Annotated in this window: 19 protein-coding genes, 1 rRNA gene and 1 pseudogene; 16 read left to right on the top strand and 5 right to left on the bottom strand. The window is 72.2% G+C overall.

Going from position 1 to position 25,540, the window contains the following annotated elements; all coding sequences use genetic code 11:
- Window positions 1-104: 104 nt before the first annotated feature.
- The 3 genes and pseudogenes from rrf (at window position 105) to ACQEVM_RS25350 (ending at window position 2,841) form a co-directional block, all read left to right on the top strand.
- Window positions 105-221: ribosomal RNA gene (rrf, locus tag ACQEVM_RS25360) — 5S ribosomal RNA — on the top strand.
- 163 nt (window positions 222-384) lie between these two features.
- Window positions 385-1,647 (top strand): annotated as a pseudogene (locus tag ACQEVM_RS25355) (hypothetical protein); the annotation flags it as partial.
- Window positions 1,648-1,962: 315 nt separating this feature from the next.
- On the top strand, window positions 1,963-2,841 hold the full coding sequence (locus tag ACQEVM_RS25350; protein WP_433085365.1) for a hypothetical protein: 879 nt from the start codon (window positions 1,963-1,965) through the stop codon (window positions 2,839-2,841).
- 90 nt (window positions 2,842-2,931) lie between these two features.
- On the opposite strand, the gene ACQEVM_RS25345 is transcribed toward ACQEVM_RS25350, so the two are convergent.
- Window positions 2,932-4,203 (bottom strand): DUF1015 family protein, encoded by a 1,272-nt coding sequence (locus ACQEVM_RS25345; RefSeq protein WP_433082701.1) that lies wholly within the window; start codon window positions 4,201-4,203, stop codon window positions 2,932-2,934.
- A 123-nt stretch (window positions 4,204-4,326) separates the two neighbouring features.
- Between ACQEVM_RS25345 and ACQEVM_RS25340 the strand changes: the two genes are divergently transcribed.
- The 4 genes from ACQEVM_RS25340 (at window position 4,327) to ACQEVM_RS25325 (ending at window position 8,435) form a co-directional block, all read left to right on the top strand.
- Entirely contained in the window at window positions 4,327-5,370 is a 1,044-nt protein-coding gene (locus ACQEVM_RS25340) for an HAD-IIA family hydrolase (RefSeq protein WP_433082699.1), read from the top strand.
- Window positions 5,371-5,452: 82 nt separating this feature from the next.
- The gene (locus tag ACQEVM_RS25335) at window positions 5,453-6,499 is read left to right on the top strand and encodes a FecCD family ABC transporter permease (RefSeq protein ID WP_433082697.1); all 1,047 of its coding nucleotides are present in this window, start codon (window positions 5,453-5,455) and stop codon (window positions 6,497-6,499) included.
- Window positions 6,500-6,543: 44 nt separating this feature from the next.
- A complete protein-coding gene (locus ACQEVM_RS25330) occupies window positions 6,544-7,611 on the top strand; it encodes a FecCD family ABC transporter permease (protein ID WP_433085363.1) in 1,068 nt (355 codons plus the stop codon).
- A complete protein-coding gene (locus ACQEVM_RS25325; protein ID WP_433082695.1) occupies window positions 7,608-8,435 on the top strand; it encodes an ABC transporter ATP-binding protein in 828 nt (275 codons plus the stop codon). Before ACQEVM_RS25330 ends, ACQEVM_RS25325 begins: the two co-directional genes overlap by 4 nt.
- A 43-nt stretch (window positions 8,436-8,478) precedes the next feature.
- Here the strand turns inward: ACQEVM_RS25325 and ACQEVM_RS25320 are convergent, their stop codons facing one another.
- A complete protein-coding gene (locus tag ACQEVM_RS25320; RefSeq protein WP_433082693.1) occupies window positions 8,479-8,826 on the bottom strand; it encodes an SCP2 sterol-binding domain-containing protein in 348 nt (115 codons plus the stop codon).
- A gap of 64 nt (window positions 8,827-8,890) precedes the next feature.
- On the opposite strand from ACQEVM_RS25320, the gene ACQEVM_RS25315 reads away from it, so the two are divergent.
- The 5 genes from ACQEVM_RS25315 (at window position 8,891) to ACQEVM_RS25295 (ending at window position 14,105) form a co-directional block, all read left to right on the top strand.
- Window positions 8,891-9,163, top strand: a complete 273-nt coding sequence (locus ACQEVM_RS25315) for a hypothetical protein (RefSeq protein WP_433082691.1) — start codon at window positions 8,891-8,893, stop codon at window positions 9,161-9,163.
- A gap of 7 nt (window positions 9,164-9,170) precedes the next feature.
- On the top strand, window positions 9,171-9,986 hold the full coding sequence (locus tag ACQEVM_RS25310) for a TlyA family RNA methyltransferase (RefSeq protein ID WP_433082689.1): 816 nt from the start codon (window positions 9,171-9,173) through the stop codon (window positions 9,984-9,986).
- The gene (locus ACQEVM_RS25305; RefSeq protein ID WP_053679172.1) at window positions 9,983-10,942 is read left to right on the top strand and encodes an NAD kinase; all 960 of its coding nucleotides are present in this window, start codon (window positions 9,983-9,985) and stop codon (window positions 10,940-10,942) included. The genes ACQEVM_RS25310 and ACQEVM_RS25305 overlap by 4 nt, the downstream gene beginning before the upstream one ends.
- Before the next feature lie 82 nt (window positions 10,943-11,024).
- Window positions 11,025-12,743, top strand: a complete 1,719-nt coding sequence (recN, locus tag ACQEVM_RS25300) for a DNA repair protein RecN (protein ID WP_433085361.1) — start codon at window positions 11,025-11,027, stop codon at window positions 12,741-12,743.
- Between the two features lie 240 nt (window positions 12,744-12,983).
- Window positions 12,984-14,105 (top strand): glycosyltransferase family 4 protein, encoded by a 1,122-nt coding sequence (locus tag ACQEVM_RS25295; protein ID WP_433082687.1) that lies wholly within the window; start codon window positions 12,984-12,986, stop codon window positions 14,103-14,105.
- Window positions 14,106-14,143: 38 nt separating this feature from the next.
- On the opposite strand, the gene ACQEVM_RS25290 is transcribed toward ACQEVM_RS25295, so the two are convergent.
- The 3 genes from ACQEVM_RS25290 to ACQEVM_RS25280 all read right to left on the bottom strand — a co-directional run bounded on the left by ACQEVM_RS25290 (window position 14,144) and on the right by ACQEVM_RS25280 (window position 19,070).
- Window positions 14,144-15,763 (bottom strand): PucR family transcriptional regulator, encoded by a 1,620-nt coding sequence (locus ACQEVM_RS25290; RefSeq protein WP_053679175.1) that lies wholly within the window; start codon window positions 15,761-15,763, stop codon window positions 14,144-14,146.
- Between the two features lie 22 nt (window positions 15,764-15,785).
- Window positions 15,786-17,168, bottom strand: a complete 1,383-nt coding sequence (locus tag ACQEVM_RS25285; RefSeq protein WP_433082685.1) for an FAD-binding oxidoreductase — start codon at window positions 17,166-17,168, stop codon at window positions 15,786-15,788.
- Between the two features lie 96 nt (window positions 17,169-17,264).
- Entirely contained in the window at window positions 17,265-19,070 is a 1,806-nt protein-coding gene (locus ACQEVM_RS25280; RefSeq protein ID WP_433082683.1) for a glycoside hydrolase family 15 protein, read from the bottom strand.
- 517 nt (window positions 19,071-19,587) lie between these two features.
- Here ACQEVM_RS25280 and ACQEVM_RS25275 point away from each other — a divergent pair.
- The 4 genes from ACQEVM_RS25275 (at window position 19,588) to ald (ending at window position 25,391) form a co-directional block, all read left to right on the top strand.
- Window positions 19,588-21,225, top strand: coding sequence for a CTP synthase (locus ACQEVM_RS25275; protein ID WP_433082681.1), 1,638 nt, complete (start codon window positions 19,588-19,590; stop codon window positions 21,223-21,225).
- Between the two features lie 106 nt (window positions 21,226-21,331).
- On the top strand, window positions 21,332-21,961 hold the full coding sequence (locus ACQEVM_RS25270; RefSeq protein ID WP_433085359.1) for an NUDIX domain-containing protein: 630 nt from the start codon (window positions 21,332-21,334) through the stop codon (window positions 21,959-21,961).
- A gap of 197 nt (window positions 21,962-22,158) precedes the next feature.
- Entirely contained in the window at window positions 22,159-24,123 is a 1,965-nt protein-coding gene (locus ACQEVM_RS25265; protein WP_433082679.1) for a tetratricopeptide repeat protein, read from the top strand.
- A gap of 152 nt (window positions 24,124-24,275) precedes the next feature.
- A complete protein-coding gene (gene ald, locus ACQEVM_RS25260; RefSeq protein ID WP_433082677.1) occupies window positions 24,276-25,391 on the top strand; it encodes an alanine dehydrogenase in 1,116 nt (371 codons plus the stop codon).
- Window positions 25,392-25,540: the final 149 nt, after the last annotated feature.

Raw genomic sequence — 25,540 nt, 5'->3', positions numbered from 1 at the left:
TTGCTCGCGTCCACTGTGTTAGTTCTGAAGTAACGAACAGTTACTGGTTTCTAGAGCTAGAACATAACTATAAAGTGTGCTTGTTCGCTCGAAACCGATAGGGTTTCGGTGGTCATAGCGTTAGGGAAACGCCCGGTTACATTCCGAACCCGGAAGCTAAGCCTTTCAGCGCCGATGGTACTGCAGGGGGGACCCTGTGGGAGAGTAGGACGCCGCCGAACAATCTTTCAAAGGACCCTTGGTCCAGCGTTCAACGCTGGACCAAGGGTCCTTTTTTGTTTTGCACCTTTTTACGCCGAAGCGCGGCCATGGGTTGGTTGCGCGAGAATGACTAGCGGTACCCCGACGACAGGAGTCACACCCATGTCCAACTCTCCCGACGATCGTCCGGAGCGCGAGCCTCGGCGCAACGACGGCGGTGACAGGGGCGGCTACCGCGGGGGCCGTGACGACCGTGGCGGTGACCGTGGTGGCTTCCGCCGCGACGACCGTGGTGGCCGTCCGACCGGCAGTGGCGGCGGTTTCCGCCGTGACGACCGCGGTGGGCGTCCCGCCGGCGGCGGGGACCGTCCCAGCTACCCGCGCCGTGATGACGACCGTGGTGGCCGTCCCACCGGTGGTGGCGGCGGTTTCCAGCGCCGTGACGACCGTGGCGGGGACCGTCCGAGCTACCCCCGTCGTGACGATGACCGTGGCCGTCCCACCGGTGGTGGCGGCGGTTTCCAGCGCCGTGACGACCGTGGTGGCGACCGTCCCAGCTACCCCCGTCGTGATGACGACCGTGGTGGCCGTCCCACCGGTGGCGGCGACCGTCCCTCCTTCCGTCGTGACGACCGTGGCGACCGCCCGAGCAGTGGTGGCTTCCAGCGTCGTGACGACCGTGGTGGCGACCGTCCCAGCTACCCCCGTCGTGATGACCGTGGCGACCGTCCCACCGGTGGTGGCGGCGGTTTCCAGCGCCGTGACGACCGTGGCGGGGACCGTCCCAGCTACCCGCGCCGTGACGATGACCGTGGTGGCCGTCCCACCGGTGGTGGCGGCGGTTTCCAGCGCCGTGACGACCGTGGCGGGGACCGTCCCAGCTACCCCCGTCGTGATGACCGTGGCGACCGCCCGAGCGGTGGTGGCTTCCAGCGTCGCGATGACCGTGGTGGGGACCGTCCGAGCTACCCGCGCCGTGATGACGACCGTGGTGGCCGTCCCACCGGTGGTGGCGGCGGTTTCCAGCGCCGTGACGACCGTGGCGGGGACCGCCCGAGCTACCCGCGCCGTGACGATGACCGTGGTGGTTTCCGCGGTGGTCGTGACGACCGTGGTGGGGACCGTCCGAGCTACCCCCGTCGTGATGACGACCGTGGTGGCCGTCCCACCGGTGGCGGCGACCGTCCCTCCTTCCGTCGTGACGACCGTGGCGACCGCCCGAGCAGTGGTGGCTTCCAGCGTCGTGACGACCGTGGTGGCGACCGTCCGAGCTACCCGCGCCGTGATGACGACCGTGGTGGCCGTCCCACCGGTGGTGGCGGCGGTTTCCAGCGCCGTGACGACCGTGGCGGGGACCGTCCCAGCTACCCCCGTCGTGACGATGACCGTGGTGGTTTCCGCGGTGGTCGTGACGACCGTGGTGGGGACCGTCCCAGCTACCCCCGTCGTGACGATGACCGTGGTGGTTTCCGCGGTGGTCGTGACGACCGCGGTGGCGACCGTCCGAGCTACCCGCGTCGTGATGACGACCGTGGTGGCCGTCCCACCGGTGGTGGCGGCGGTTTCCAGCGTCGTGACGACCGTGGCGGGGACCGTCCCAGCTACCCGCGCCGTGATGACCGCGGTGGCGATCGTGGTGGGTACCGCGGCGGTCGCGATGACCGTGGCGGCGACCGTGACTTCCGCGCGGACCGCGACCGGGACCCGGTCAAGCGGCTTCCGATCGACGACGACATCACCGGTCACGAGATCGACGCCGACGTGCGTCAGGAGCTCCTGAGCCTGCCCAAGGGTCTGGCGGAGGAAGTCTCCCGGAACCTCGTGATGGTGGCCCGACTGATCGACGAGGACCCCGAGCAGTCGTACGCGTACGCCCGCATCGCCCTGCGTCTGGCCTCCCGTGTCGCTGCCGTCCGCGAGGCCGCCGGCTTCGCCGCGTACGCGACGCAGAAGTACAGCGAGGCGCTCGCGGAGTTCCGCGCCGCCAAGCGCATGACCGGCTCCGTCGAGCTGTGGCCCGTCATGGCCGATTGCGAGCGCGGCCTCGGCCGTCCCGAGCGGGCGCTGGCCATGGCCGGCGAGCCCGAGGTGCAGAAGCTGGACAAGGCCGGCCAGGTCGAGATGCGTCTGGTCGCCGCCGGTGCCCGTCGGGACATGGGCGAGCTCGACGCCGCCATCGTGACCCTGCAGAGTCCGGAACTCGCCTCCCACTCCGTGCAGCCGTGGACCGCGCGTCTGCGCTACGCCTACGCCGACGCGCTGCTGGCCGCCGGTCGTGAGGACGAGGCCCGCGAGTGGTTCGCCAAGACCATCGAGGCGGACAAGGACGGGGCGACGGACGCCTCGGACCGACTCGCCGAGCTGGACGGGGTCGAGTTCGTCGACGCCGCGGCGATGGACGACGCGGACCTCGACGACGAGGCCGACGAGGCCGACGACCAGGACGACGCCGAGGTGGCCGCCGCCGAGCGCGCGTCCGACCAGGCCGAGTACTACGACGAGGACGACGACGAGTACGAGTCCGTCCCGGACTCCGACTCCGACGTTGACGTCACCGACGAGATCGTCGTCATCGAGGACGACGAGGACGACGAGCCGCGTGACGAGCGTGACGAGCGCGAGGACCGCGACAAGGCCTGACCGGTCTTCGTCGGCGTGATCTGACGTGAAAGGGCGGTACCCCCGGTGGGGTACCGCCCTTTCGCATGTCCGGGCGCCCCCGGGAGAACGTCAGGCCAGGCTGCGCAGGACGAGCCCGGTGGCCGGCTTCGGACCGAACGACGTCGACTTGCGGGGCATGGTGACGCCCTGGCGGGCCAGGTCCCGGACCACTTCCTCGCGTACGGGGTGCAGCAGGACGGCGGTGCCACCGTGGCGCTCGGCCATCTCCACCGTCGCGGCGGTGTCGTGGATGTACGTGATGTGCTCCGGCTCGTCGGGGACCTGCCAGAGGGTGTCGAGCAGGGCGGCGTGCAGCACGGTCGCGTCCAGCCGGCGCCACGCCTCGGGCCGGTCGCGGCGGACGGTGCGCTCGATCAGGGCCGGGTCGGGGTCGGTGACCAGGTGGAACCTGCCGTCCCCGGTGAGCAGGAAGGCATTGCCGCGTTCGGCCGCGTCGGTGAGGGCCTCCAGGGCCAGGGGCAGCGGGCCGTCCACGGCCCGCACGCGGAAGTGCCCCTCGACCGCGGCCAGGGCCTCGGCCGGCGGGAGCCGGCGCAGCATGCGGTGGATGGCTCGGACCTGGAGCGGATAGCGGGCGGTGTCCACGAGGAGGACCAGTCCGAAGTCCCAGGGGCTGGGGGAGTCGTGCTCCTCCTGGAGGCGCAGGTACGTCGCCCAACGGTGGTGGCCGTCGGCGATCAGCGCCTGCCGGTGGCCGAGGTCCGTGGTGACGGCGTCCAGGTCGGTGGTGTCGGTGATGGCCCACAGGCGGTGCTGGAAACCGTCCTCGGTGGTGGTGGAGAACAGCGGCGTGCCGCGGACGGTCCGCTCGACGACCGCGGAGGCTCCCGCCGCGGGGTCGTCGCCGCGGTACGTCAGGAGCAGGGGTTCGAGGTTCGCGGACGCGGCGCGCATCAGGCCGGCCCGATCCGTGACCACGTGCGGCATGACGTCCTCGTGGGGCAGGACGATGCCGGCGTCGGGGGCGGACAGGGCGAGGGCGCCGATGATCCCGCGCTGGAGGAGGCCCGCCTTGCGCTGTTCGTACACGTACAGCGCGGGCGTGGGATCCGCGCTGAGGACGCCTTCGGCGAGCCACTCGCGGAGGGTGCGCGCGGCCTGCTCGTTGCGGGCGGCGGGCGTCTCGGCCTGGGGCAGGATCAGGCGGACGATGTTGTGGGGGTCGGCGGATTCGAGGTAGTCGACTCCGTCGGGGCGCACGACCACGTCGTACGGCGGTGAGGTGACGGCGGCGAGACTGCCCACACGCTCCGGGACGTAGCGCAGCCCGTTGAAGGGGGTCAGCCGCAGTCCGTGCTCCGCGTTGTCTGAAGTGGTCATTGATGCATGGTAGGACGCGTCTCGCGATGCGGGATGATCGGGGGAGCGGCAGGCAGGCGCGGAATGCGGACAGCGCCGATCGATGATGGTTCGCATGAGGTTTTCGGATGAGGAGCGGACACGATGAGCCGGCAGAGCAGGACCCGCCCCGAGGGCAGTGAGCGCAGTCTCCACCAGGCCTACGACACGGCCCTGTTGGACCTGGACGGCGTGGTCTACGCGGGCGGCCGGGCCATCGCGCACGCGGTGGAGTCGTTGGCCTCCGCGCGGGCCGGCGGGATGCACCTGGCGTACGTGACGAACAACGCGCTGCGGACCCCGGACGCGGTCGCCGAGCACCTCGGCGAGTTGGGCATCCCCACGGAGGCGGACGAGGTGATCACCTCCGCGCAGGCGGTGGCCCGGCTGATCGCCGAACAGGTGGAGCCCGGGTCGAAGGTGCTGGTGATCGGTGGGGAGGGGCTGCGGGTCGCGTTGGGCGAACGCGGGCTGGTTCCCGTGGAATCCGCCGACGAGGAGGGGCTGGCGGCGGTCGTCCAGGGGTACGGGGGACCGGACCTTCGGTGGGAGCGGTTCGCCGAGGCCTCGTACGCGATCAACCGCGGGGTGCCCTGGTACGTGTCGAACACCGACCTGACGATTCCGAGCGCGCGCGGGATCGCGCCCGGCAACGGGGCCGCGGTGGAGGTCGTGCGGATCGCCACGGGCGCGGAGCCGCAGGTCGCCGGCAAGCCGCTGCCCCCGATGCACCGGGAGACGGTGCTGCGGACGGGCGCGAAGCGGCCGCTGGTGGTCGGGGACCGGTTGGACACCGACATCGAGGGCGCCTACAACGGGGAGGTGGACTCGCTGCTGGTGCTGACCGGGGTGACGGACGCCGCGCAGTTGGTGCGCGCCGAGCCGAAGTACCGGCCGACGTACGTGGACCGGGACCTGCGCGGGCTGCTGACGGGTCAGCCGGAGGTCGAGCGGGCCGAGGACGGGTTCCGCTGCGGCGGCTGGACGGCGGTCGTGTCGGGCGACGTCCTGGAGCTGCGCGGGGAGGGCGACGATCGGCTCGACGCCATCGACGGCCTGCGGGCGCTGTGCGCGGCGGCCTGGACGCGGGCGGGGGACGGGTCCTGCGACCTCGACGCGGACAAGGCGCTGGCCAGGCTGGGGCTTTAGACCCTCCGGCGCGGGGCGTTCGGCGGGCGAAGGGACGTTCGGTTGATCCGAACAACTGGGAGGGTAGGCTAACCTAACCTGCGTGTTGGTCGAGAGTCCCCCCGAACAGAGCGCGGCGCCCGCCGCCGCCACCCGCGAGCGCCATGGCGCTCGCGCCGTCGGTCTGCTGGTCGCCTTCGCGGCGCTGGCCGTGATCGCGGTCGCGAGCATCGCCGTGGGCGCCAAGCCGATGGCCCTGGACCAGGTCTGGCACGGCCTGTTCCACTACGCGGGGACCGCGAACGACGTGGTGGTGCGGGACCTGAGGGTCCCGCGCACCCTCCTCGGCATGCTGGTCGGTCTCGGCCTCGGCCTGTCCGGGGCGGTGATGCAGGCGCTCACCCGCAATCCGCTGGCCGAGCCCGGCATCCTCGGCGTCAACGCGGGCGCCGCGGCCGCCGTCGTGTCGGCGATCAGCTTCCTCGGCGCCTCCTCGCTGAGCGAGTTCGTCTGGTGGGCGTTCCTGGGCGCCGCGGTCGTCTCGGTCGTCGTGTACGTGCTCGGCGGCAGCCGCAGCGCGACCCCGGTCCGGCTCGCGCTCGCGGGGACGGCGGCCAGCGCGGCCCTGGTCGGCTACATCAACGCCGTCCAGCTGATGGACAGCAAGGCACTGGACAAACTGCGCTTCTGGACGGTGGGTTCGTTGGCCTCGGCCAACATGGACACCGTCCGGCAGGTCGCCCCCTTCCTGTTGATCGGTGCCGTGCTGGCGCTCTCGCTGGGCCGGCCGCTCAACGCGATGGCGATGGGCGACGACACAGCGCGGGCGCTCGGTGCCAACCTGACGCGGACCCGGATCGGCGCCATGCTCGCCATCACCCTGTTGTGCGGGGCCGCGACCGCCGCCTGCGGGCCGATCGTCTTCATCGGGCTGATGATCCCGCACCTCGTGCGGATGATCACCGGCCCCGACATGCGCTGGGTGCTCGCGTACTCGGCGGTGCTGTCACCCGTGCTGCTGCTCGGCGCCGATGTGGTCGGACGGGTCGTCACCCGACCCGCCGAACTCCAGGTCGGCATCGTCACCGCGCTCATCGGCGGCCCCGTCTTCATCTACCTGGTTCGGCGCAAGAGGATGGCCCAGCTGTGACCCTGACCGCGAAGACCGGGGAGACGGCGGACGGCGAGCGCCCCGTGCGGACCACGAAGCCGGTGAAGGCCGCCGCGCTCCGCTCGCGCGCCCTGCGCGGCCCCGGAGGCACCTCGCTGCGCGCGGAACCCCGTGCGCTGCTCGCCGGACTGCTGCTGAGCGTCGTGGCGCTGCTGCTCGTCGTCCTGCTCATCGGCACCGGCGACTTCGACATCGCCCCGTGGGACGTCGTGCAGACGCTGCTGGGCAACGGCACCCCCGCCAACGACTTCATCGTCAACGACCTCCGTCTGCCGCGCGTGCTCGTCGCGGTGCTCGTCGGCGCGGCCCTCGGAATGGCCGGCGCCGTCTTCCAGTCGGTGTCGCGCAACCCGCTCGGCTCCCCGGACCTGCTCGGCTTCGGGTACGGGTCGGCGGTCGGCGCCCTCACCGTGATCATCGTGTTCAAGGGCGGCGCGACCGAGGTGGCGATGGGCGCCGTCGTCGGCGGCGTGCTGGCCGGGATCGCCGTGTACCTGCTCGCGTACAAGAAAGGCATCCACGGGTACCGGCTGGTGCTCGTCGGCATCGGCGCGTCCGCGATGCTCGTCGCCCTCATCCAGTACCTGATCACCAAGGCGCAACTGATCGAGGCCACCCGCGCCATGGTCTGGCTGACCGGTTCGCTGGCCGGCCGGGACTGGGCGCAGGTGTGGCCGCTGCTCGTGACCTGCGCGGTGCTCTTCCCCGTGATCCTCGGGCAGGGCAGGGCCCTGCGGATGATGGAGATGGGGGACGACGCCGCGTACGCACTGGGCGTGCGGGTCGAGCGGACCCGGCTGTTGCTGATGCTCGCGGCGATCGTCCTGACCACCGCGGCCGCCGCGGCCGCCGGACCGATCACCTTCGTCGCCTTGGCCGCACCCCAGCTGGCCCGGCGGCTCACCCGCTCGCCCGGCTCGAACCTGCTCACCGGCGCGTTGATGGGCGCCGTCCTGCTGCTGGTGTCCGACTGGGCCTCACAGCGGGCCTTCGGCGCCGACCAACTGCCGGTGGGTGTGGTGACCGGGCTGGTCGGCGGTGTCTATCTGCTCTGGCTGCTCGTCACCGAGCGCAAGGCGGGACGTATATGAAGACCTCTAGGAGTACCCAAGTGCAGCGGTTGACCGCGGAGAACGTGACCCTCGGCTACGACCAGCGGGTCATCGCCGAGAACCTGTCGGTGGAGATACCCGACAACTCCTTCACGGTGATCGTCGGACCCAACGCCTGTGGCAAGTCCACACTGCTGCGCGCCCTGTCGCGGATGCTCAAGCCGTCCGCGGGGCGCGTGCTGCTCGACGGCCACGCCATCGGGTCGATGCCGGCGAAGAAGGTGGCCAAGACCCTCGGCCTGCTCCCGCAGTCCTCCATCGCCCCGGACGGCATCACCGTCGGCGACCTGGTCTCCCGCGGCCGGTACCCGCATCAGGGGCTGCTGCGCCAGTGGTCGCCCGAGGACGAACGGATCGTGAAGGAGTCGATGGCGTCCACCGGTGTCGCCGAGCTCGCGGACCGGGCCGTGGACGAACTGTCGGGCGGACAGCGTCAGCGGGTGTGGATCGCGATGGCGCTGGCCCAGCAGACCCCGCTGCTGCTCCTCGACGAACCGACGACGTACCTGGACATCCAGCACCAGCTGGACGTCCTCGACCTGTGCGCCGAACTGCACGAGAACCAGGGCCGGACCCTGGTGGCGGTGCTGCACGACCTCAACCACGCGGCCCGCTACGCCACGCACCTGATCGCGCTGCGCGGGGGCGTGGTGGTGGCCGAGGGGCCGCCGTCCGAGGTGGTCACCGCGGAGCTGGTGGAGAAGGTGTTCGGGTTGCGCTGCCAGATCATCGACGACCCGCAGACGGGGACGCCGCTGGTGATCCCGGCGGGCCGGGAGGCCCGCGCGAAGGTCTCCGTCTGAGGGACCCCCCGGCCTCGGGCGCCGCGGCGCCCGAGGCTCGTGCCTACAGCAGGCTCTTGAGGCGGAGCAGGTCGCGGAAACCGGCCTCCAGCCTGACCCGGCCCGAGGCCCAGGCCTTGGCGAACTTCAGGTTCCCGGCGACCAGGGCGAGCAGGTCGTCGCCGGACATCGCCAACCGGATCTCGGCCTTGGCGCGGGGCGGCCCCGCCGCGACCGCGTCGACCCGGATCCGGCCGGCTTCGAGCCGGCCCGTGAAGGTCTGGTCGAGGTCGGTGATGTGGCAGCTCAAGGATCGGTCGAAGGCGGCCGCGCCGCGCACGTCGCCGTCGGCCCGGGCCAGGTTGTCCGAGAGTCGGTCGAGTGCTTCGCGGCACTCCTGAATCGTAGCCATCGTGATCACGACGGTACCGCAGAGCCGTACGTGGTCGCGGCGCGCTACGAGGTAGCGTCGGGGCATGACCGACGAAGTGTCCGAGAGAGTCCCGGCAGCCCCCGAGGAGTCCGGGCGGGCCGCCGGGGAGCCCACCGGACCCGCCCCGCTGGGCGTCGTACGGACGCCCACCGGGCACGCCGGGGTCGACGCGCTCCTGGTGCGGCTGGCGGACGCGGACCACCTCACGGCGGACGGGCACGTCGAGGTGTACGAGGATGTGCACAGGGGGCTGCGCGAAGCGCTGACCGCGCTGGACGCACCGCCCGTCCCCGGACCGTACGAAAACAGGAGCTGAACCGAACGTGGCAGGAGTGGCACGCCGCCGCCTGGACGCCGAACTGGTACGCCGCAGCATGGCGCGCTCACGCGAGCACGCGGCCCAGCTGATCGCCGCGGGCCGGGTGACCGTCGGCGGCACCACCGCCACCAAGGCGGCCACCCAGGTCGAGACCAGCGCGGCCCTCGTCGTCCTCAAGGACGACAGCGACCCCGACTACGTCTCCCGGGGCGGCCACAAGCTGGCGGGCGCACTCGCCGCCTTCGGGCCGCAGGGGTTGGTCGTCGAGGGTCGGCGGGCGCTCGACGCGGGCGCCTCGACCGGCGGGTTCACCGACGTGCTGCTGCGCGCGGGCGTCGATCACGTCGTCGCGGTGGACGTCGGCTACGGGCAACTCGCCTGGTCGCTGCAGAGCGACGAGCGCGTCACGGTCAAGGACCGCACCAACGTCCGCGAGCTGACCGTCGAACTCATCGACGGGGTTCCGGCGGACCTGGTCGTCGGCGACCTGTCGTTCATCTCGATCGGTCTGGTGCTGCCAGCGCTCGTCCGGTGCTGCGCGCCGGACGCGGATCTGGTGCTGATGGTGAAGCCGCAGTTCGAGGTCGGCAAGGACCGCCTCGGCAGCGGAGGAGTCGTGCGCAGCCCCGAGCTGCGCGCGGAAGCCGTACGGGAAGTCGCGGCGCGGGCCTGGAAGCTGGGGCTGGGGGTGCTCGGGGTGACCGCGAGCCCGCTGCCCGGGCCGTCGGGCAACGTCGAGTACTTTCTGTGGCTGCGGGCGGGGGCACCGGCACTCGACCCGGGGGACGTGGACCGTGCAGTGGCGGAGGGGCCTCAGTGACCGATACAGCAGACACAGGCGCATACACGGGTTCGACGGCGGGGGGCGCGGGGGAACGCACCGTCTTCCTCCTCGCCCACACCGGACGGCCTGCGGCCATCCGCAGCGCCGAGTTGGTCGTCCAGGGACTGTTGAAGTCCGGACTGGGCGTACGGGTCCTCGCGGACGAGGCGGTGGACCTGCCGCTGCCGCCCGAGGTCGAGCTGGTCGCGGAGTGCACCCCGAAGGTGCTCGACGGGTGCGAGCTGCTGATCGTCCTGGGCGGGGACGGGACCCTGCTGCGCGGGGCCGAGTTCGCGCGCGGCTCCGGGGTGCCGATGCTCGGCGTCAACCTGGGCCGGGTCGGGTTCCTCGCCGAAGCCGAGCGGGACGACCTCGACCAGGTGGTGGAACGCGTCGTGACGCGCGCCTACGAGGTCGAGGAACGGATGACCATCGACGTGGTCGTGCGCACCAACGGCGACGTCCTCCACCGGGACTGGGCGCTGAACGAGGCGGCCGTCCAGAAGGTGTCCCCGGAGCGGATGCTCGAGGTGGTCCTGGAGATCGACGGGCGTCCGGTGACCGGCTTCGGGTGCGACGGGATCGTGTGCGCGACGCCGACGGGTTCGACGGCGTACGCCTTCTCGGCGGGCGGACCCGTGGTCTGGCCCGAGGTGGAGGCGCTCCTGATGGTGCCGATCAGCGCGCACGCGCTGTTCGCGAAGCCGCTGGTGACCTCTCCGGACTCGGTGCTGGCCGTGGAGGTGCAGCCCGGGACCCCGCACGGCGTGCTGTGGTGTGACGGCCGCCGCACCCTGGAGCTGCCGGCCGGCGCCAGGGTCGAGGTCCGGCGGGGCACGGTGCCCGTGCGCCTCGCCCGACTGCACCACGCCTCCTTCACCGACCGCCTCGTCGCCAAGTTCGCGCTGCCCGTGTCGGGGTGGCGCGGGGCCCCGCACGAAGCACGCCAATAGCACGTGCGTTCGGAGAACTCGGCGAGGGTGACGTCGCATGGCACCCGTCAAACCTCGGTATGGTCGTCCCGTGCTTGAGGAGATGCGGATACGGTCGCTCGGGGTCATCGACGACGCGGTGGTCGAGCTGTCGCCCGGTTTCACCGCGGTGACCGGCGAGACCGGCGCGGGCAAGACGATGGTCGTCACGAGCCTCGGCCTGCTGCTCGGAGGCCGCGCCGACCCGGCCCTCGTCCGGATCGGGGCCAAGGCGGCGGTGGTCGAGGGGCGCATCGTGCTGCGCCCCGACTCCCCCGCCGCGCTCCGGGCCGAGGAGGCCGGCGCCGAGCTGGACGACGGCGCCCTGCTGATCAGCCGCACCGTGTCCGCCGAGGGGCGCTCGCGCGCCCACGTCGGCGGCCGGTCCGTGCCCGTGGGCGTGCTCGCCGAACTCGCCGACGACCTCGTCGCCGTACACGGCCAGACCGACCAGCAGGGCCTGCTGCGGCCCGCCCGGCAGCGCCAGGCCCTCGACCGGTACGCCGGGGGCTCCGTGGCCGTCCCGCTGGAGAAGTACACCGGCGCCTACCGGCGCCTGCGCGCCGTCGCCGTCGAACTGGACACCCTCGTCACCCGGGCCCGGGAGCGGGCCCAGGAGGCGGACCTGCTGCGCTTCGGCCTCGACGAGATCGCGGCCGTGGAACCCCTGCCCGGCGAGGACGCCGAACTGTCCGCGGAGGCCGAGCGCCTCGGCCACGCGGAATCCCTCGCCTCCGCCGCGCAGGCCGCGCACGCGGCCCTCGCGGGCAACCCCGAGGACCCCGAGGGCATCGACGCGAACACCCTCGTCGCGGGCGCCCACCGCGCACTGGAGTCCGTACGGTCCCACGACCCGGCCCTCGGCGCGCTCGCCGAGCGGATCGGGGAACTGGGCATCCTGCTGGCCGACGTGGCCGGGGAACTCGCCGGCTACGCCGACGACCTGGACGCCGATCCGCTGCGGCTGGCCGCGGTGGAGGAGCGCCGGGCCGCCCTGACCCAGCTGACCCGCAAGTACGGGGACTCCGTCGACTCCGTGCTGGAGTGGGCCGAACAGGGCTCCGCGCGGCTCCTGGAACTGGACGGCGACGACGAACGCATCGCGGAACTGACCGCGGAACGGGACGGCCTGCGCGTCGAACTGTCCCAACTGGCCCAGGCGTTGAGCGACGCGAGGGTGGACTCCGCCGCCCGGTTCGCGTCCGCCGTCACCGCCGAACTGGCCTCGCTGGCGATGCCCCACGCACGGGTCACCTTCGACATCCGCCAGATCGAGGACCCCGAAGGGGTCGAGGTCGGCGGCCGGACCGTGGCCTACGGGCCCTCCGGCGCGGACGAGGTCGAACTGCTGCTGGCCCCGCACCCCGGCGCCCAGCCGCGCCCCATCGCCAAGGGCGCCTCGGGCGGCGAGCTGTCGCGGGTCATGCTGGCGGTGGAGGTCGTGTTCGCCGGTTCCGACCCGGTGCCCACCTACCTCTTCGACGAGGTCGACGCGGGCGTCGGCGGCAAGGCGGCCGTCGAGGTCGGCCGGCGGCTCGCCAAACTGGCCAAGTCGGCGCAGGTCGTCGTCGTCACGCACCTCCCGCAGGTGGCCGCCTTCGCCGACCGGCAACTGCTGGTGGAGAAGACCGTCGACGGATCGGTGACGCGCAGCGGCGTCACCGTCCTGGAGGGCGAGGACCGGATCCGCGAGCTGTCGCGGATGCTGGCGGGCCAGGAGGACTCGGAGACGGCGCGCGCGCACGCCGAGGAACTCCTCGCGACGGCGCGCGCGGACGCCTGAGGGCTGTCCTCTTCACATCGTGTGGTGCGGGCCCCGGGACGCGACGCGTCCCGGGCCCCGGGCGCGTTCCGCATCGGGAGATTTCGCCGTCCGGGTGGCGGCGGGTAGCCCGTGTGGGTGAGGCTGGGGGGCGTCTGGCGGTATCTCCTCGGGGATCCGCACCCGTATGGTCCCGGAACGCGCGTGCGGACTGGCATCCTGGGCGACGTCTCTGACTCCCTCACCCTGGAGCTTCGGCCCGTGAGCAGCTCCCCGGTCTCGTTCCCCCCTCCCGCCCAGCCCTACGGCCGACCGCCCCTGCGCACCGTGCAGGTGCTGGGCGGCGCCGGCGCGGGCAGCGGCGCGCACGTCCGCTCCCTGACCACGGGGCTGGCGGCGCGCGGCGTACGGGTCACCGTGTGCGCCCCCGTCGCGGCGGAGGGCGAGTACGACTTCACCGGCGCCGGCGCCGAGTTCACGCCCGACGCGGTGAGCGCCCTGCGCGCCGCCTGCGCCGGAGCCGACCTGGTCCACGCGCACGGGGTACGGGCCGGGCTGCGGGCCGCGCTGGCCCTGCGCGGTGGCCGCCACCGGGCCCCGCTCGTGGTGACCTGGCACGGCGGCGCCCCCGAGGCGCCGGGCGCGCTGGGGCGGATGGGGCGGTTGCTGGAACGCCGAGTGGCCCGGGCGGCCGCCGTGGTCCTGGGGGCCTCTTCGGACCAGGTGGACCGGGCGCGCTCGCGCGGGGCACGCGATGCCCGACTGGCGGCGATGGCGACGCCACTGCCGGCGATCCCAGAACCGGCCGCCGACCCGGAGAAGGTGCGGGCCGAACTGGGCGCGGTGGAAAGGCCGTTGGTGATCGCGGTCGGCAGCCTGGTCGCCCGGCGCGGGTACTCCGTGCTGCTGGACGCGGCGCGTGCCTGGCGCGAGTTGGACCCCGTACCGCTGCTGCTGATCGCGGGGGAGGGGCCGCTGCGGGCCGAACTGTCCCGCCGGATCGAGGCCGAGGGACTGCCCGTACGACTGCTGGGGCGCCGCCGGGACGCGGACCGGCTGCTGGCCGCGGCGGACGTCGCGGTCCTGCCGAGCCGCTGGGAGGGCCGCTCGCTGCTCGCCCAGGAGGCGCTGCGGTCCGGCGTGGCCCTGGTGGCCACGGACGTCGGGGGAGTACCGGAACTGGTCGGGGACGCGGCGGTGCTGGTGCCGTACGGGGACCCGGCGGCGCTGGCGGCCGCGGTGTCGGGGCTGCTCGGCGATCCGGCCCGGCGGACGGCGCTCGCGTCGGCGGGCCGCGCGCAGGCCGCGACGTGGCCGTCGGAGGACGACACGGTGGCCCAGGTGCTGTCGGTGTACGACGAGCTGATGGAGCGCGGACGGTAGGTCCGGCGCATGCCGGACGCCGGACGCCGCCCGCCGGCTCAGGAAGCGGTGTGGCGCCGGGCGCGCAGGGCGAGGCTGAGGGAGAGCACCGTCTCCGGGTCGTCGAGGTCCGTGCCCAGGAGCTCCGAGATGCGGGCCAGCCGGTTGTACAGCGTCTGACGGTTCAGATGCAGCTCACGGGCCGTCTCCGCCTTGCGGCCCGCGTGCGCCAGGTACGTCTCCAGGGTCGGCAGCAGCGAGGGGCGGGAGGCCACGTCGTGCACCCGCAGCGGGCCGATCGCCCGGTCCACGAAGGCGGCGAGGTCGGGGTGTTCGCGCAGCCGCCACAGCAGCAGGTCGATGTCGAGGCGCCGGGCGTCGTACCAGGGCCGTGCCGGCAGGCCCTGGGCCGCCGTCGCCGTCTCGGCGGCGTGCCGCAGTCCGGCCGAGGCCGCCGCCCAACTCCCCGACACGCCCACCACCACCGCCGGCGAGGCACCCGCCCGGTCCAGACCGGCCCGCTCCACGCCGGCGCGCAACGCCGCCGCGACCCGGTCGGCGACCGTCGTGCGCTCCGACTCCGCCCGCAGGGACACCAGCAGCGGCACCCGGCCCTCCACCGGGCGGACGCCCAGCAGCACCGGGACGCCGACCGAGGACAGCTCCTCCAGCACCGCCCGCGCGAGGACCGCCCAGTTCCCGGACGGGCCCGGGTCCGTGGCCAGCCGCATCACGACCGGCAGGAGCGGGCCCGCGCCCGGCTTGAAGCCCAGGACGCGCGCCTGCGCCGGGGCGTCCTCGGCGGAGATGCGACCCTCCGCGAGATCCGTCAGGAAGTCGCCCCGGCCGCGCGCGGACAACTCGTCCTCCTGACGGGCCTGCATCAACACCACCGCCAGCACGCCCGCCGTCCGCTCCGCCGCCATCCGATGGACGGGCAGCAGCGGGGCCGAGACCCCGAGCAGGACCACACGCGCCCGCACCGAGCCCGTGCCGTGACCGCCCCCGGGGACGTCGACCACCACCGCGTTGGCGGACGGCTCGGCCTCGCGCTGGCCCCGCAGGCCCTCCCACACCTGGAGCGGGTCGGCGGCGGCGTCCCCGGAGACCGGCCCGGCGGCGTAGAGGAGCCGGCCGTCGGGGGTCTCCAGGAAGACCGGGTTCGCCGTGAAGTCCGCGAGGATGCTCAGGACCTGCGGGATCCCGCCGCCACCCAGCAGGGCCTCGGTACATCGCCGGTGGACCTCCTCGGCCCGCTGGAGCAGGGCGTAGTGACCGTTGACGATCTCGGTGTGCACCTCCTCCGTCACGGTCACGAAGGGCACCTCGCGGTGGAGCTGTACGAGGGGGAGGCCGGCCGCCCGCGCCGTCTCGACGATGGTGGCCGGCAGGCGCGTGAAGCGCGGGCCCAGCTCGACGACCAGCGCGGCGATGCCCCGGTCCGCGAGGCGGCGCACGAACGCACGCTGTTCGGCCGGCCGGGTGCCCAGCCCCAGCCCGGTGGTCAGGAGCAGCTCGCCGCCCTTGAGCAGGGAGGCGATGTTGGGGACCTCGCCCGCGTGGACCCAGCGCACGGTCCGACCGAGTCGATCGGCGCAGGCCATCACCTCCGGCAGACCGCTGCGCAGCCCCGGCAGCTCCAGCGCCCGCTGAACAGTGATCCCGCCCTGGTTGTCCATGTCGCGGGACGCTACCAGGGCCTCAGGCCGGCTTGATGTTGTGGTTGAACCGGAAGACGTTGTCCGGGTCGAACCGCCGTTTCACCGAGGCCAGGCGCCGCAGGTTGTCCTCGCCGAGGCCCGCCGCGACCCGGTCCTCGCCCTCGTCGCCGAGGAAGTTGAGGTACACCGCCCCGGTGCTCCACGGGCGCGCATCGGCCCGTACGTCCTTCACCCACCGCCGGCACCGCTCGTCGTCCGCCGGGTCCTCCCAGACGGCGAACGGGTGCACCGCCCAGGCGGCGTCCCGGTACGGCACGGGGAAGTCCGCCGGGCCCTGCGCGATGGCCCCGCCCAGGGGGAACAGGATGTGCTGGGTGCCGGTCGGGACCGGCATGGACGCCGCGCGGGCGCAGTAGAGGTCGACCAGCTCGTCGGGCAGCCCCGTCAGGTACTCGGCGGACCAGTAGTTCCGCATCCCCGGCGGGTCGTCGATCATGCACTGGAGGTCCGCGTACGGGATCGCGGTGACGATCTCCACCTCGTGCGGCACGGCCAGCAGCGGCGCCAGGAGCGCGCGCATGGCGTCCTCGGGACCGGCGTACGTCAGGAGCGCCGCGCAGAGCATGGTGCCGACCAGGTGCGGTGGCACGAAAGGCTCCGGCGGCGCGGTGAGGTGGATCACGCCGCCGCTCGCCTCGGGCGGCGCGGCCTCGATCACCTCCCGGTACAGGCGGGTGATCTCGGGGCCCCGTTCGGGGGCGTACATGAGCATCGCGACCGACATGGCGGGCAGTTCGTGCAGCCGCAGCGTCAGCGAGGTGGCGACCCCGAAGTTGCCGCCCCCGCCGTGCAGGGCCCAGAACAGCTCCGGTTCGTCCTCGGCTGTCGCGCTGACGATCTCGCCGTCCGCGGTGACCAGGTCCACCCCGAGGAGGTTGTCGACGGCCAGGCCGAACTTCCGGTCGAGCCAGCCCGAGCCGCCGCCGAGCACGAACCCGCCGACCCCGGTGGTCGAGACGCGGCCGCCGGTGGTGGCCAGGTCGTGCGGGGCGCAGGCCCGGTCCAGGTCGCTCATCAGGGCGCCGCCGGACACCCGTACGGCCTTCGCCCCCGGATGCACCGTCACCTCGTTCATCCGGCGCAGGTCCACCACCAGGGCGCCGTCGCCCAGGGCCGTGCCGGCGACGCTGTGGCCGCCGCCCCGCACCGCGATCGGCAGGTCCAGCTCGCGGCCGAACCGCACGGCCGTGACCACGTCCGACTCGCTCTCGCACTGGGCGATCACGGCGGGACGCCGATCGACCATCGCGTTGAAGACGGTCCGGGCCTCGTCGTAGCCCGGATCGTCGGGCGCGAACACCGCGCCGGAGAGGTCTTCGCGGAGCGCGGTCAACGCCGCGCCCGCCTTCGAGAGCGGGGCCATGACAGCCCCCTTCCGCGAGGGGCACACAAGACCCCTCCAGGTTAGGCCTTGTCGTCGAGGTCGCGCCGGTCGGAACCTCGACGACAAGGCCCGGGGTCAGCCCCCGTACGCCCCGCTGGCCGTCAGGCGCAGCGCGGTGTCGATCAGCGGGACGTGGCTGAAGGCCTGCGGGAAGTTGCCGACCTGGCGCTGGAGCTTGGGGTCCCACTCCTCGGCGAGCAGGCCCAGGTCGTTGCGCAACGACAGCAGCTTCTCGAAGAGCCGGCGGGCCTCGTCGACCCGGCCGATCATCGCGAGGTCGTCGGCCATCCAGAACGAGCAGGCGAGGAACGCGCCCTCGTCGCCCTCCAGGCCGTCCACGCCGCATTCCTCGCCGGCCGTCGGGTAGCGCAGGATGAAGCCGTCGGGGGTCGACAGCTCTCGCTGGATCGCCTCGATGGTGCCGATGACGCGCTTGTCGTCCGGTGGAAGGAAGCCCATCTGTGGGATGAGCAGCAGCGAGGCGTCCAGTTCCTTCGACCCGTACGACTGGGTGAAGGTGTTGCGGTCCTTGTCGTAGCCCTTCTCGCACACGTCCGCGTGGATCTCGTCGCGCAGTTCGCGCCACCGCTCCAGCGGGCCGTCCGCGTCACCGCTCTCGAGCAGCTTGATCGTGCGGTCCACGGCCACCCACGCCATCACCTTGGAGTGCACGAAGTGGCGGCGCGGGCCGCGCACCTCCCAGATGCCCTCGTCCGGCTCGTTCCAGTGGGTCTCCAGGTAGCGGATGAGCTTGAGTTGGAGCAGCGAGGCGTAGTCGTTGCGGGCCAGGCCCGTCATGTGGCCCAGGTGGAGGGCCTCGGTGACCTCGCCGTACACGTCGAGCTGGAGCTGGTGGGCGGCGCCGTTGCCGACGCGGACCGGCCGGGAGTTCTCGTAACCGGGCAGCCAGTCCAGCTCGGTCTCGCCGAGTTCCCGTTCGCCCGCGATCCCGTACATGATCTGCAGGTTCTCGGGGTCGCCTGCCACCGCGCGCAGCAGCCAGTCCCGCCAGGCGGAGGCCTCGTCGCGGTAGCCGGTGCGCAGGAGCGAGGACAGGGTGATGGCCGCGTCGCGCAGCCACGTGTACCGGTAGTCCCAGTTGCGGCTCCCGCCGATCTCCTCCGGCAGGGAGGTGGTCGGCGCGGCGACGATGCCGCCCGTGGGTCCGTACGTGAGGGCCTTGAGCGTGATCAGGGAGCGGACCACGGCCTCCCGATAGGGACCGTGGTACGTGCACTGGTCGACCCACTCGCGCCAGAAGTCGGTGGTGACCCCTAGCGCCTCCTCGGCGTCCGGCGCCTCGGGGGCGCCCCGGTGCGAGGCCTGCCAACTGATGGCGAAGGTCACGCGGTCGCCGGGACCGACGGTGAAGTCGGAGTACGTCGTCAGGTCCTTGCCGTAGGTCTGCGCGTCGGTGTCCAGCCAGACCGAGTCCGGTCCGGAGACGGCCACCGTACGGCCGTCCACCTTGTGCACCCAGGGCACGATCCGTCCGTAGCTGAAACGCATCCGCAGCGCCGAGCGCATCGGGACGCGCCCGCTGACGCCCTCCACGACGCGGATCAGTTGCGGTGCGTGATCCTCGCGGGGAGGCATGAAGTCGATGACACGGACGGTCCCCCTCGGGGTGTCCCATTCCGATTCGAGCACCAGGGAGTCACCGCGATAGCGCCGGCGGTCGGCCCGCGGGGCCGGGGTGCCGGACGGGACCGCGGGGCCGACCCGCCAGAACCCGTGTTCCTCGGTGCCGAGAATGCTCGCGAAGACGGCATGGGAATCGAACCGTGGCAGGCACAACCAGTCCACGGCTCCGTCCCTGCAGACCAACGCAGCGGTCTGCATGTCCCCGATCAGTGCGTAATCCTCGATGCGCCCGGACACGTTGCATCTCCAGTCGAACGGCCACGTCCGCCCCTGAGGGCGCTTGCATTTGCGCGGTTGCGCGGTCTCCGTGTGTGTAGGGATCCCCGCGTAGAGTCCATGATTCCGGAACCGGCGTGGTTACACCGTAGGCCGGACTGCTCGGCGGCGATGTGCAGCGATATTCGAGCAGGATATGACGGCACCCTAGTGATCCCCTTAAGTCTCGGGACAATGCGGCTCGCCCGAACGGGTGACCTGCGCAAATGCCGTAGTCACGGGTGTGGCGCGGTGTGGCGCGCGTCACCGGGGAGGGCCGGACCGTGCCGTCGGAGGCGGACCGTCCCGGGCGCTGATAGGCTGGTATCCCGTGGACCGGTGGTCTGCCTGTGCGAATCAGGAGCCCCGAAACCGCAGCTTCGGCGCCCCCTGAGACCCCTCCGGTTCGACGGTGGCCGGCGCCGGAAGCACCTCACCTCGCGACCACGGGAGCCCCCTCTTGGCGACGCCGCCCGCTGCTTTTCGAAACAGCACAGCCATGACGACCAAGCACATCTTCGTCACCGGGGGTGTCGCTTCGTCCCTCGGCAAGGGTCTGACGGCCTCCAGCCTGGGTGCGCTGCTGAAGGCGCGCGGCCTGCGGGTCACGATGCAGAAGCTCGACCCCTACCTGAACGTCGACCCCGGCACGATGAACCCCTTCCAGCACGGTGAGGTGTTCGTCACCAACGACGGCGCCGAGACCGACCTGGACATCGGCCACTACGAGCGCTTCCTCGACGTCGACCTCGACGGCTCGGCGAACGTCACGACCGGCCAGGTCTACTCGCAGGTCATCGCCAAGGAGCGGCGCGGCGAGTACCTCGGTGACACCGTGCAGGTCATCCCGCACATCACCAACGAGATCAAGAGCCGCATCCGCCGCATGGCTACCGAGGACGTCGACGTCGTCATCACCGAGGTCGGCGGCACCGTCGGCGACATCGAGTCGCTGCCGTTCCTGGAGACCGTCCGTCAGGTCCGCCACGAGGTCGGTCGCGACAACGTCTTCGTCGTGCACATCTCGCTGCTGCCCTACATCGGCCCCTCCGGCGAGCTGAAGACCAAGCCGACCCAGCACTCGGTCGCGGCCCTGCGCAACATCGGCATCCAGCCCGACGCGATCGTGCTGCGCGCCGACCGTGAGGTCCCGACCTCCATCAAGCGCAAGATCTCGCTGATGTGCGACGTCGACGAGGCCGCGGTGGTCGCCGCGATCGACGCCAAGTCGATCTACGACATCCCGAAGGTGCTGCACACCGAGGGCCTGGACGCCTACGTCGTGCGCAAGCTCGACCTTCCCTTCCGCGACGTGGACTGGCGCGTCTGGGAAGACCTGCTGGATCGGGTCCACAACCCCGACCACGAGGTCAAGGTCGCGCTCGTCGGCAAGTACATCGACCTGCCCGACGCCTACCTGTCGGTGACCGAGGCGCTGCGCGCCGGCGGGTTCGCCAACAGGGCGCGCGTGCAGATCAAGTGGGTCACCTCCGACGACTGCAAGACCCCGGCCGGTGCGGCGGCGGTGCTCGGCGACGTGGACGCGATCTGCGTTCCCGGCGGCTTCGGGGACCGCGGCGTCAACGGCAAGGTCGGCGCGATCACCTACGCCCGCGAGAACCGGATCCCGCTGCTGGGCCTGTGCCTGGGGCTGCAGTGCGTGGTCATCGAGGCCGCGCGCAACCTCGCGGGCATCGAGGACGCCAACTCCACCGAGTTCGACGCCTCGACCCCGCACCCGGTCATCTCGACCATGGAGGAGCAGCTGGCCTTCGTCGAGGGCGCGGGCGACCTGGGCGGCACCATGCGTCTGGGCATGTACCCGGCGAAGCTCGCCGAGGGCTCCATCGTCCGTGAGGTCTACGGCGACGAGGCCTACGTGGACGAGCGTCACCGTCACCGCTACGAGGTGAACAACGCCTACCGCGGCGAGCTGGAGAAGAAGGCCGGTCTGGTCTTCTCCGGCGTGTCCCCCGACAACAAGCTCGTCGAGTACGTCGAGTACCCGCGCGAGGTGCACCCCTACCTGGTCGCCACCCAGGCGCACCCGGAACTGCGTTCCCGCCCGACCCGGCCGCACCCGCTGTTCGCGGGTCTGGTCAAGGCCGCGGTGGAGCGTCGCCAGTCCGCCAAGTGAGCCTGCGGGGCCCGAGGGCCTGACCGCATAACGTAGACAGCCGGGGTACGGAGATCCGTACCCCGGCTGTCGCGCGTTGTGGAGGACATTCGGCATGGGCATCGACATCGAGATCAAGGACACCTCGGAATCCTGGGAGACGGTCTCGACCCGGCGTCCTTTCGAGGGCGCCAAGACGGCGGTGAGCTCCGACGTGGTCCGGATGCCGGACGGCGCGACCGTGCGCCGCGACTACCAGGTGCACCCGGGGTCGGTGTGCGTGCTGGCGCTGGACGAGGCCGGGCAGGTGCTCGTGCTGCGCCAGTACCGGCACCCGGTGCGCCGGAAGCTGTGGGAGCTGCCCGCGGGGCTGCTCGACGTACCGGGGGAGAACCCGCTGCACGCCGCGCAGCGTGAGCTGTACGAGGAGGCGCACGTCAAGGCGGACGACTGGCGGGTACTGGTCGACTTCTACGCCTCGCCCGGAGGCTCGGACGAGGCGATCCGCGTGTTCCTGGCGCGGGACCTGGCGGAGGCGGAGGGCGCCCGCTTCGAGGTGTCGGAGGAGGAGGCGGACATGCAGTTCGCCCGGATCCTGCCGGCGGAACTGGTACGGGGGGTGCTTGCCGGCGAGCTGGGGAACCCGGGGCTGGTGGCGGGCGTGCTGGCGCTGTCCGCGGCCCTCGCCGCGGAGGGCGGTCTGGACGCCCTGCGCCCGGCCGACGCACCGTGGTCGGCCCGGCCCTACGAGGCGTAGTCGCCCGGCGGGCGTCGCCGCGCCGCCCCACCCCGCTCCACCGCGGCCCGGCCCGGGGGCGGGAGGAGGGGTCGGCAGGGGTCTGGTGTGACCATCGGCTGATCCGATCGGGCGATGTGCCCGCCGCGCTCCACACGGGTCGTCGCTCTGCGTGAACTACGCTCGGCAACCCTAAGGCAGGGAGAGGAGCGGATCCCGTGACGGATTTCGTCGGGCGGCGGCGTGAGCTCAAGGAGCTGCGCGAGGACATCGCACGGACCGGGCTCGACACCCTCTCGGGGCGCAAGGCGAAGGCGCCCCGCGCGAGGGTTCTGCTCGTCGCGGGTCGTCCCGGTTCGGGACGGACCGCGCTGGCCGAGGCATTCGTCCGCGAGGTGCGCGACGACTACCCCGACGGGGTCGTGAAGGTGCGGCTCACCACCCCCGGCGGGGAGACCGTCGCCACCGAACGGGCCGTCAGGACCCTGTTGGAGGGCCTCGGTCACTCCACCCCGCCCGGGGCCGGCGAGGACGACCTCAGCTCCGAACTGCGCACCGCGCTGACCGGGCGGCGGGTCATCCTGCTCGTGGACGACGCCGCCGACCCGCACCAGGTCGACGCCCTGTTGCCGGACACCCCCGAGTGCCTGGTCGTGGTGACCGCCGAGGGGCCGCTCACCGGGATCCCGGACGTCCGCCCCTGCACCCTCGGGGGACTGGACACCCCCTCCGCCGTCCAGATGCTCGCGCACAGCATCGGGGACACCCGGATCACCGTGGACCCGCGCGCCGCCGAGACCCTCGCCGAGGAATGCGGCGGCCAGCCCGCCGCGCTCGCCCTGGTCGGCGGATGGCTCGCCGCCCACCCGAAGGCCGCCGTGGCCGACGTGGCCAAGCAGCTCCACGACATGCCGCCCGGCACCAGCGGGCCGCTGGCCCGCTCCTTCCGGCTCGTCTACGAGTCGCTGCCGCAGCCCGCCCAACGGACCCTGCGGCTGCTTCCGCTCGCGCCCGCCGGGTTCATCGACGCGCACACCGCCTCCGCCCTGGCCGGCTGCTCCGTGGCCGCCGCCCAGTCCACCCTGGAGGACTTCGCCGGGCTGGGTCTCGTCCGGCACGCCCCCGACGGTCTGTTCCTGTTGCCCGGCTGCCTCGCGCCCCTGCTCCAGGCCCTGTTGGAGGCCAAGGAGCGACCGGCCGAGGTGCAGTTGGCCCGGGCCCGGATGCTGGAGCGGACCGTCCGTCTGCTCACCTCCTGCCGGGCCATGGCCGAGGAGGACGAAGAGCTCGTGCGGGAGCGGCTGGACGGGTTGCCCCGCGCCCTCCGCTTCGCCGACCGGCGGGCCGCCGCCGGCTGGCTGGACACCCGGCTGCCCGCCCTGTCCGCGTCGGCCGCCCTGGCGGTGGCCGACGGCGACCTGGACACCCTGGCCCGCCGGTTGGTCTCGGCCCTCGTGCGGGCCCTCGCGGAGCACCGCGGGACCGAGGCGGCGGCCCCCGAGCTGTACGGGCTGCACCGCCTGGTCCTGGACGTCGCCGAGCGCCGCGACCTGTACCGGGAGCAGGCCGCCGCGCTGCTGAACCTGGCCGACCTGGACGCCGAGACCGGCCGCACCCACGAGGCGCTGGAGCGCTACCGGGCGGCCCTGGTCGCGGGAAAGGCCGCGAACGATCCGTACGCGACGGGCCGCGCGATGGAATCCGTAGGCGGCGCGTACCAGGAGCTTGCCGACTGGTACCGGGCCTCCGACTGGTTCGGCCGGGCCCTGACCCAGGCGCTCGCCCGGGGGGAGCGCACGGACGAGGCCAGGTTGTACGGCCGGCTCGGCAACGTGCACACGTACGCGGGCCGCTACGGCGAGGCGCTGCGCAGTTGGCGGGCCGCCGCGGCCGGCTACCGCCGGCTGGCCGATGTCCCGGGCCAGGCAAAGGCGTTGAGCGAGATGGCGCGGATCCAGGAGTACGCCGGACGACCCGAGGAGTCCCTGCACACCTGCCGTGAGGCGATCGAGTTGGCGCGCAGGGCCGGGGACCTGCGACTTCAGGCCGCGCTGCAGGTGCGGCTGGCCGACACGCTCGACAGGCTGGGCGACCCCGCGGCTGCCAGGCTGCACCGGTCCGCCGCCGACAGATTGCTGGGAGATGACCCCGCAGCCTGCGAAATCCGTAGTGATTCCGACTGAGATTATTTGTTTGCAAGGCTAGACAGCGACTCATCCTTCATTAGACTGGCTCCACCACGTCATCTCGTGGTGCATCCCGTTGCGCGTTCTTGTGAGCGGGTATGTATGGAAGTGACCCGAAAAATCCCCTGAGCCAAGGACCGTGATCGACGATGAAGGTCGGCATCCCCCGCGAGGTCAAGAACAACGAGTTCCGGGTCGCCATCACGCCCGCCGGCGTGCATGAGCTGGTCCGTAACGGCCACCAGGTCTTCGTCGAGCAGAACGCCGGTGTCGGCTCCTCGATCACGGACGCGGAGTACGTCTCCGCCGGCGCCGAGATCCTCGGCACCGCCGACGAGGTCTGGGCGACCGCGGACCTCCTGCTGAAGGTCAAGGAGCCGATCGCGGAGGAGTACCACCGCCTCCGCAAGGACCAGACCCTCTTCACGTACCTGCACCTGGCGGCCTCCCGCGAGTGCACGGACGCCCTCCTGGCCTCCGGCACGACCGCCATCGCGTACGAGACGGTCGAGCTCGCCAACCGCGCGCTCCCGCTGCTCGCCCCGATGTCCGAGGTCGCGGGCCGACTGGCCCCGCAGGTCGGCGCCTACCACCTGATGCGCTCGGCCGGCGGCCGCGGCGTCCTGCCCGGCGGCGTCCCCGGCACCCACGCCGGCGAGTGCGTGGTCATCGGCGGCGGCGTCTCCGGCTGGAACGCGGCTCAGATCGCGATCGGCATGGGCTTCCACGTGACCCTGCTCGACAAGGACATCAACAAGCTCCGCGAGGCCGACAAGATCTTCGGTACGAAGATCAAGACGATCGTCTCCAACGCCTTCGAGCTGGAGAAGGCAGTCACCGAGGCCGACCTGGTCATCGGCGCGGTGCTGATCCCGGGTGCGAAGGCCCCGAAGCTGGTCACCAACGAGCTCGTCGCCAAGATGAAGCCCGGAAGTGTCCTTGTCGACATCGCGATCGACCAGGGCGGCTGCTTCGAGGACTCCCGTCCGACCACCCACGCCGAGCCGACCTTCCAGGTCCACAACTCGGTCTTCTACTGCGTCGCCAACATGCCGGGCGCGGTCCCGAACACCTCCACCTACGCCCTGACGAACGCGACCCTGCCGTACATCGTGCAGCTCGCGAACCTCGGCTGGGCCGAGGCGCTGCGCCGCGACGCGGCGCTCGGTCTGGGCCTCAACACCCATGACGGGCAGGTCGTTTACGGTCCCGTCGCCGAGGCCCACGGTCTCCCGACGCTCCCGCTGAGCACGCTGCTCGGCTGAACCGTCAACGACTGACGTCAATCTCACGTATCCGGCCGGACCTTGCTCGCGAGGTCCGGCCGGCCGCGTTTCGGGGGTGTGCGCCGAGGGCGCTCAACTCGCCTCGAACGTAACCCTTTAACCCTTTCGCACACCTGCGAAACTTCGCG

It is taken from the genome of Streptomyces sp. CA-243310 (assembly GCF_050936775.1).
Taxonomy (GTDB): Bacteria; Actinomycetota; Actinomycetes; order Streptomycetales; family Streptomycetaceae; genus Streptomyces.
This window is presented reverse-complemented; position numbering and strand designations above follow the sequence as displayed.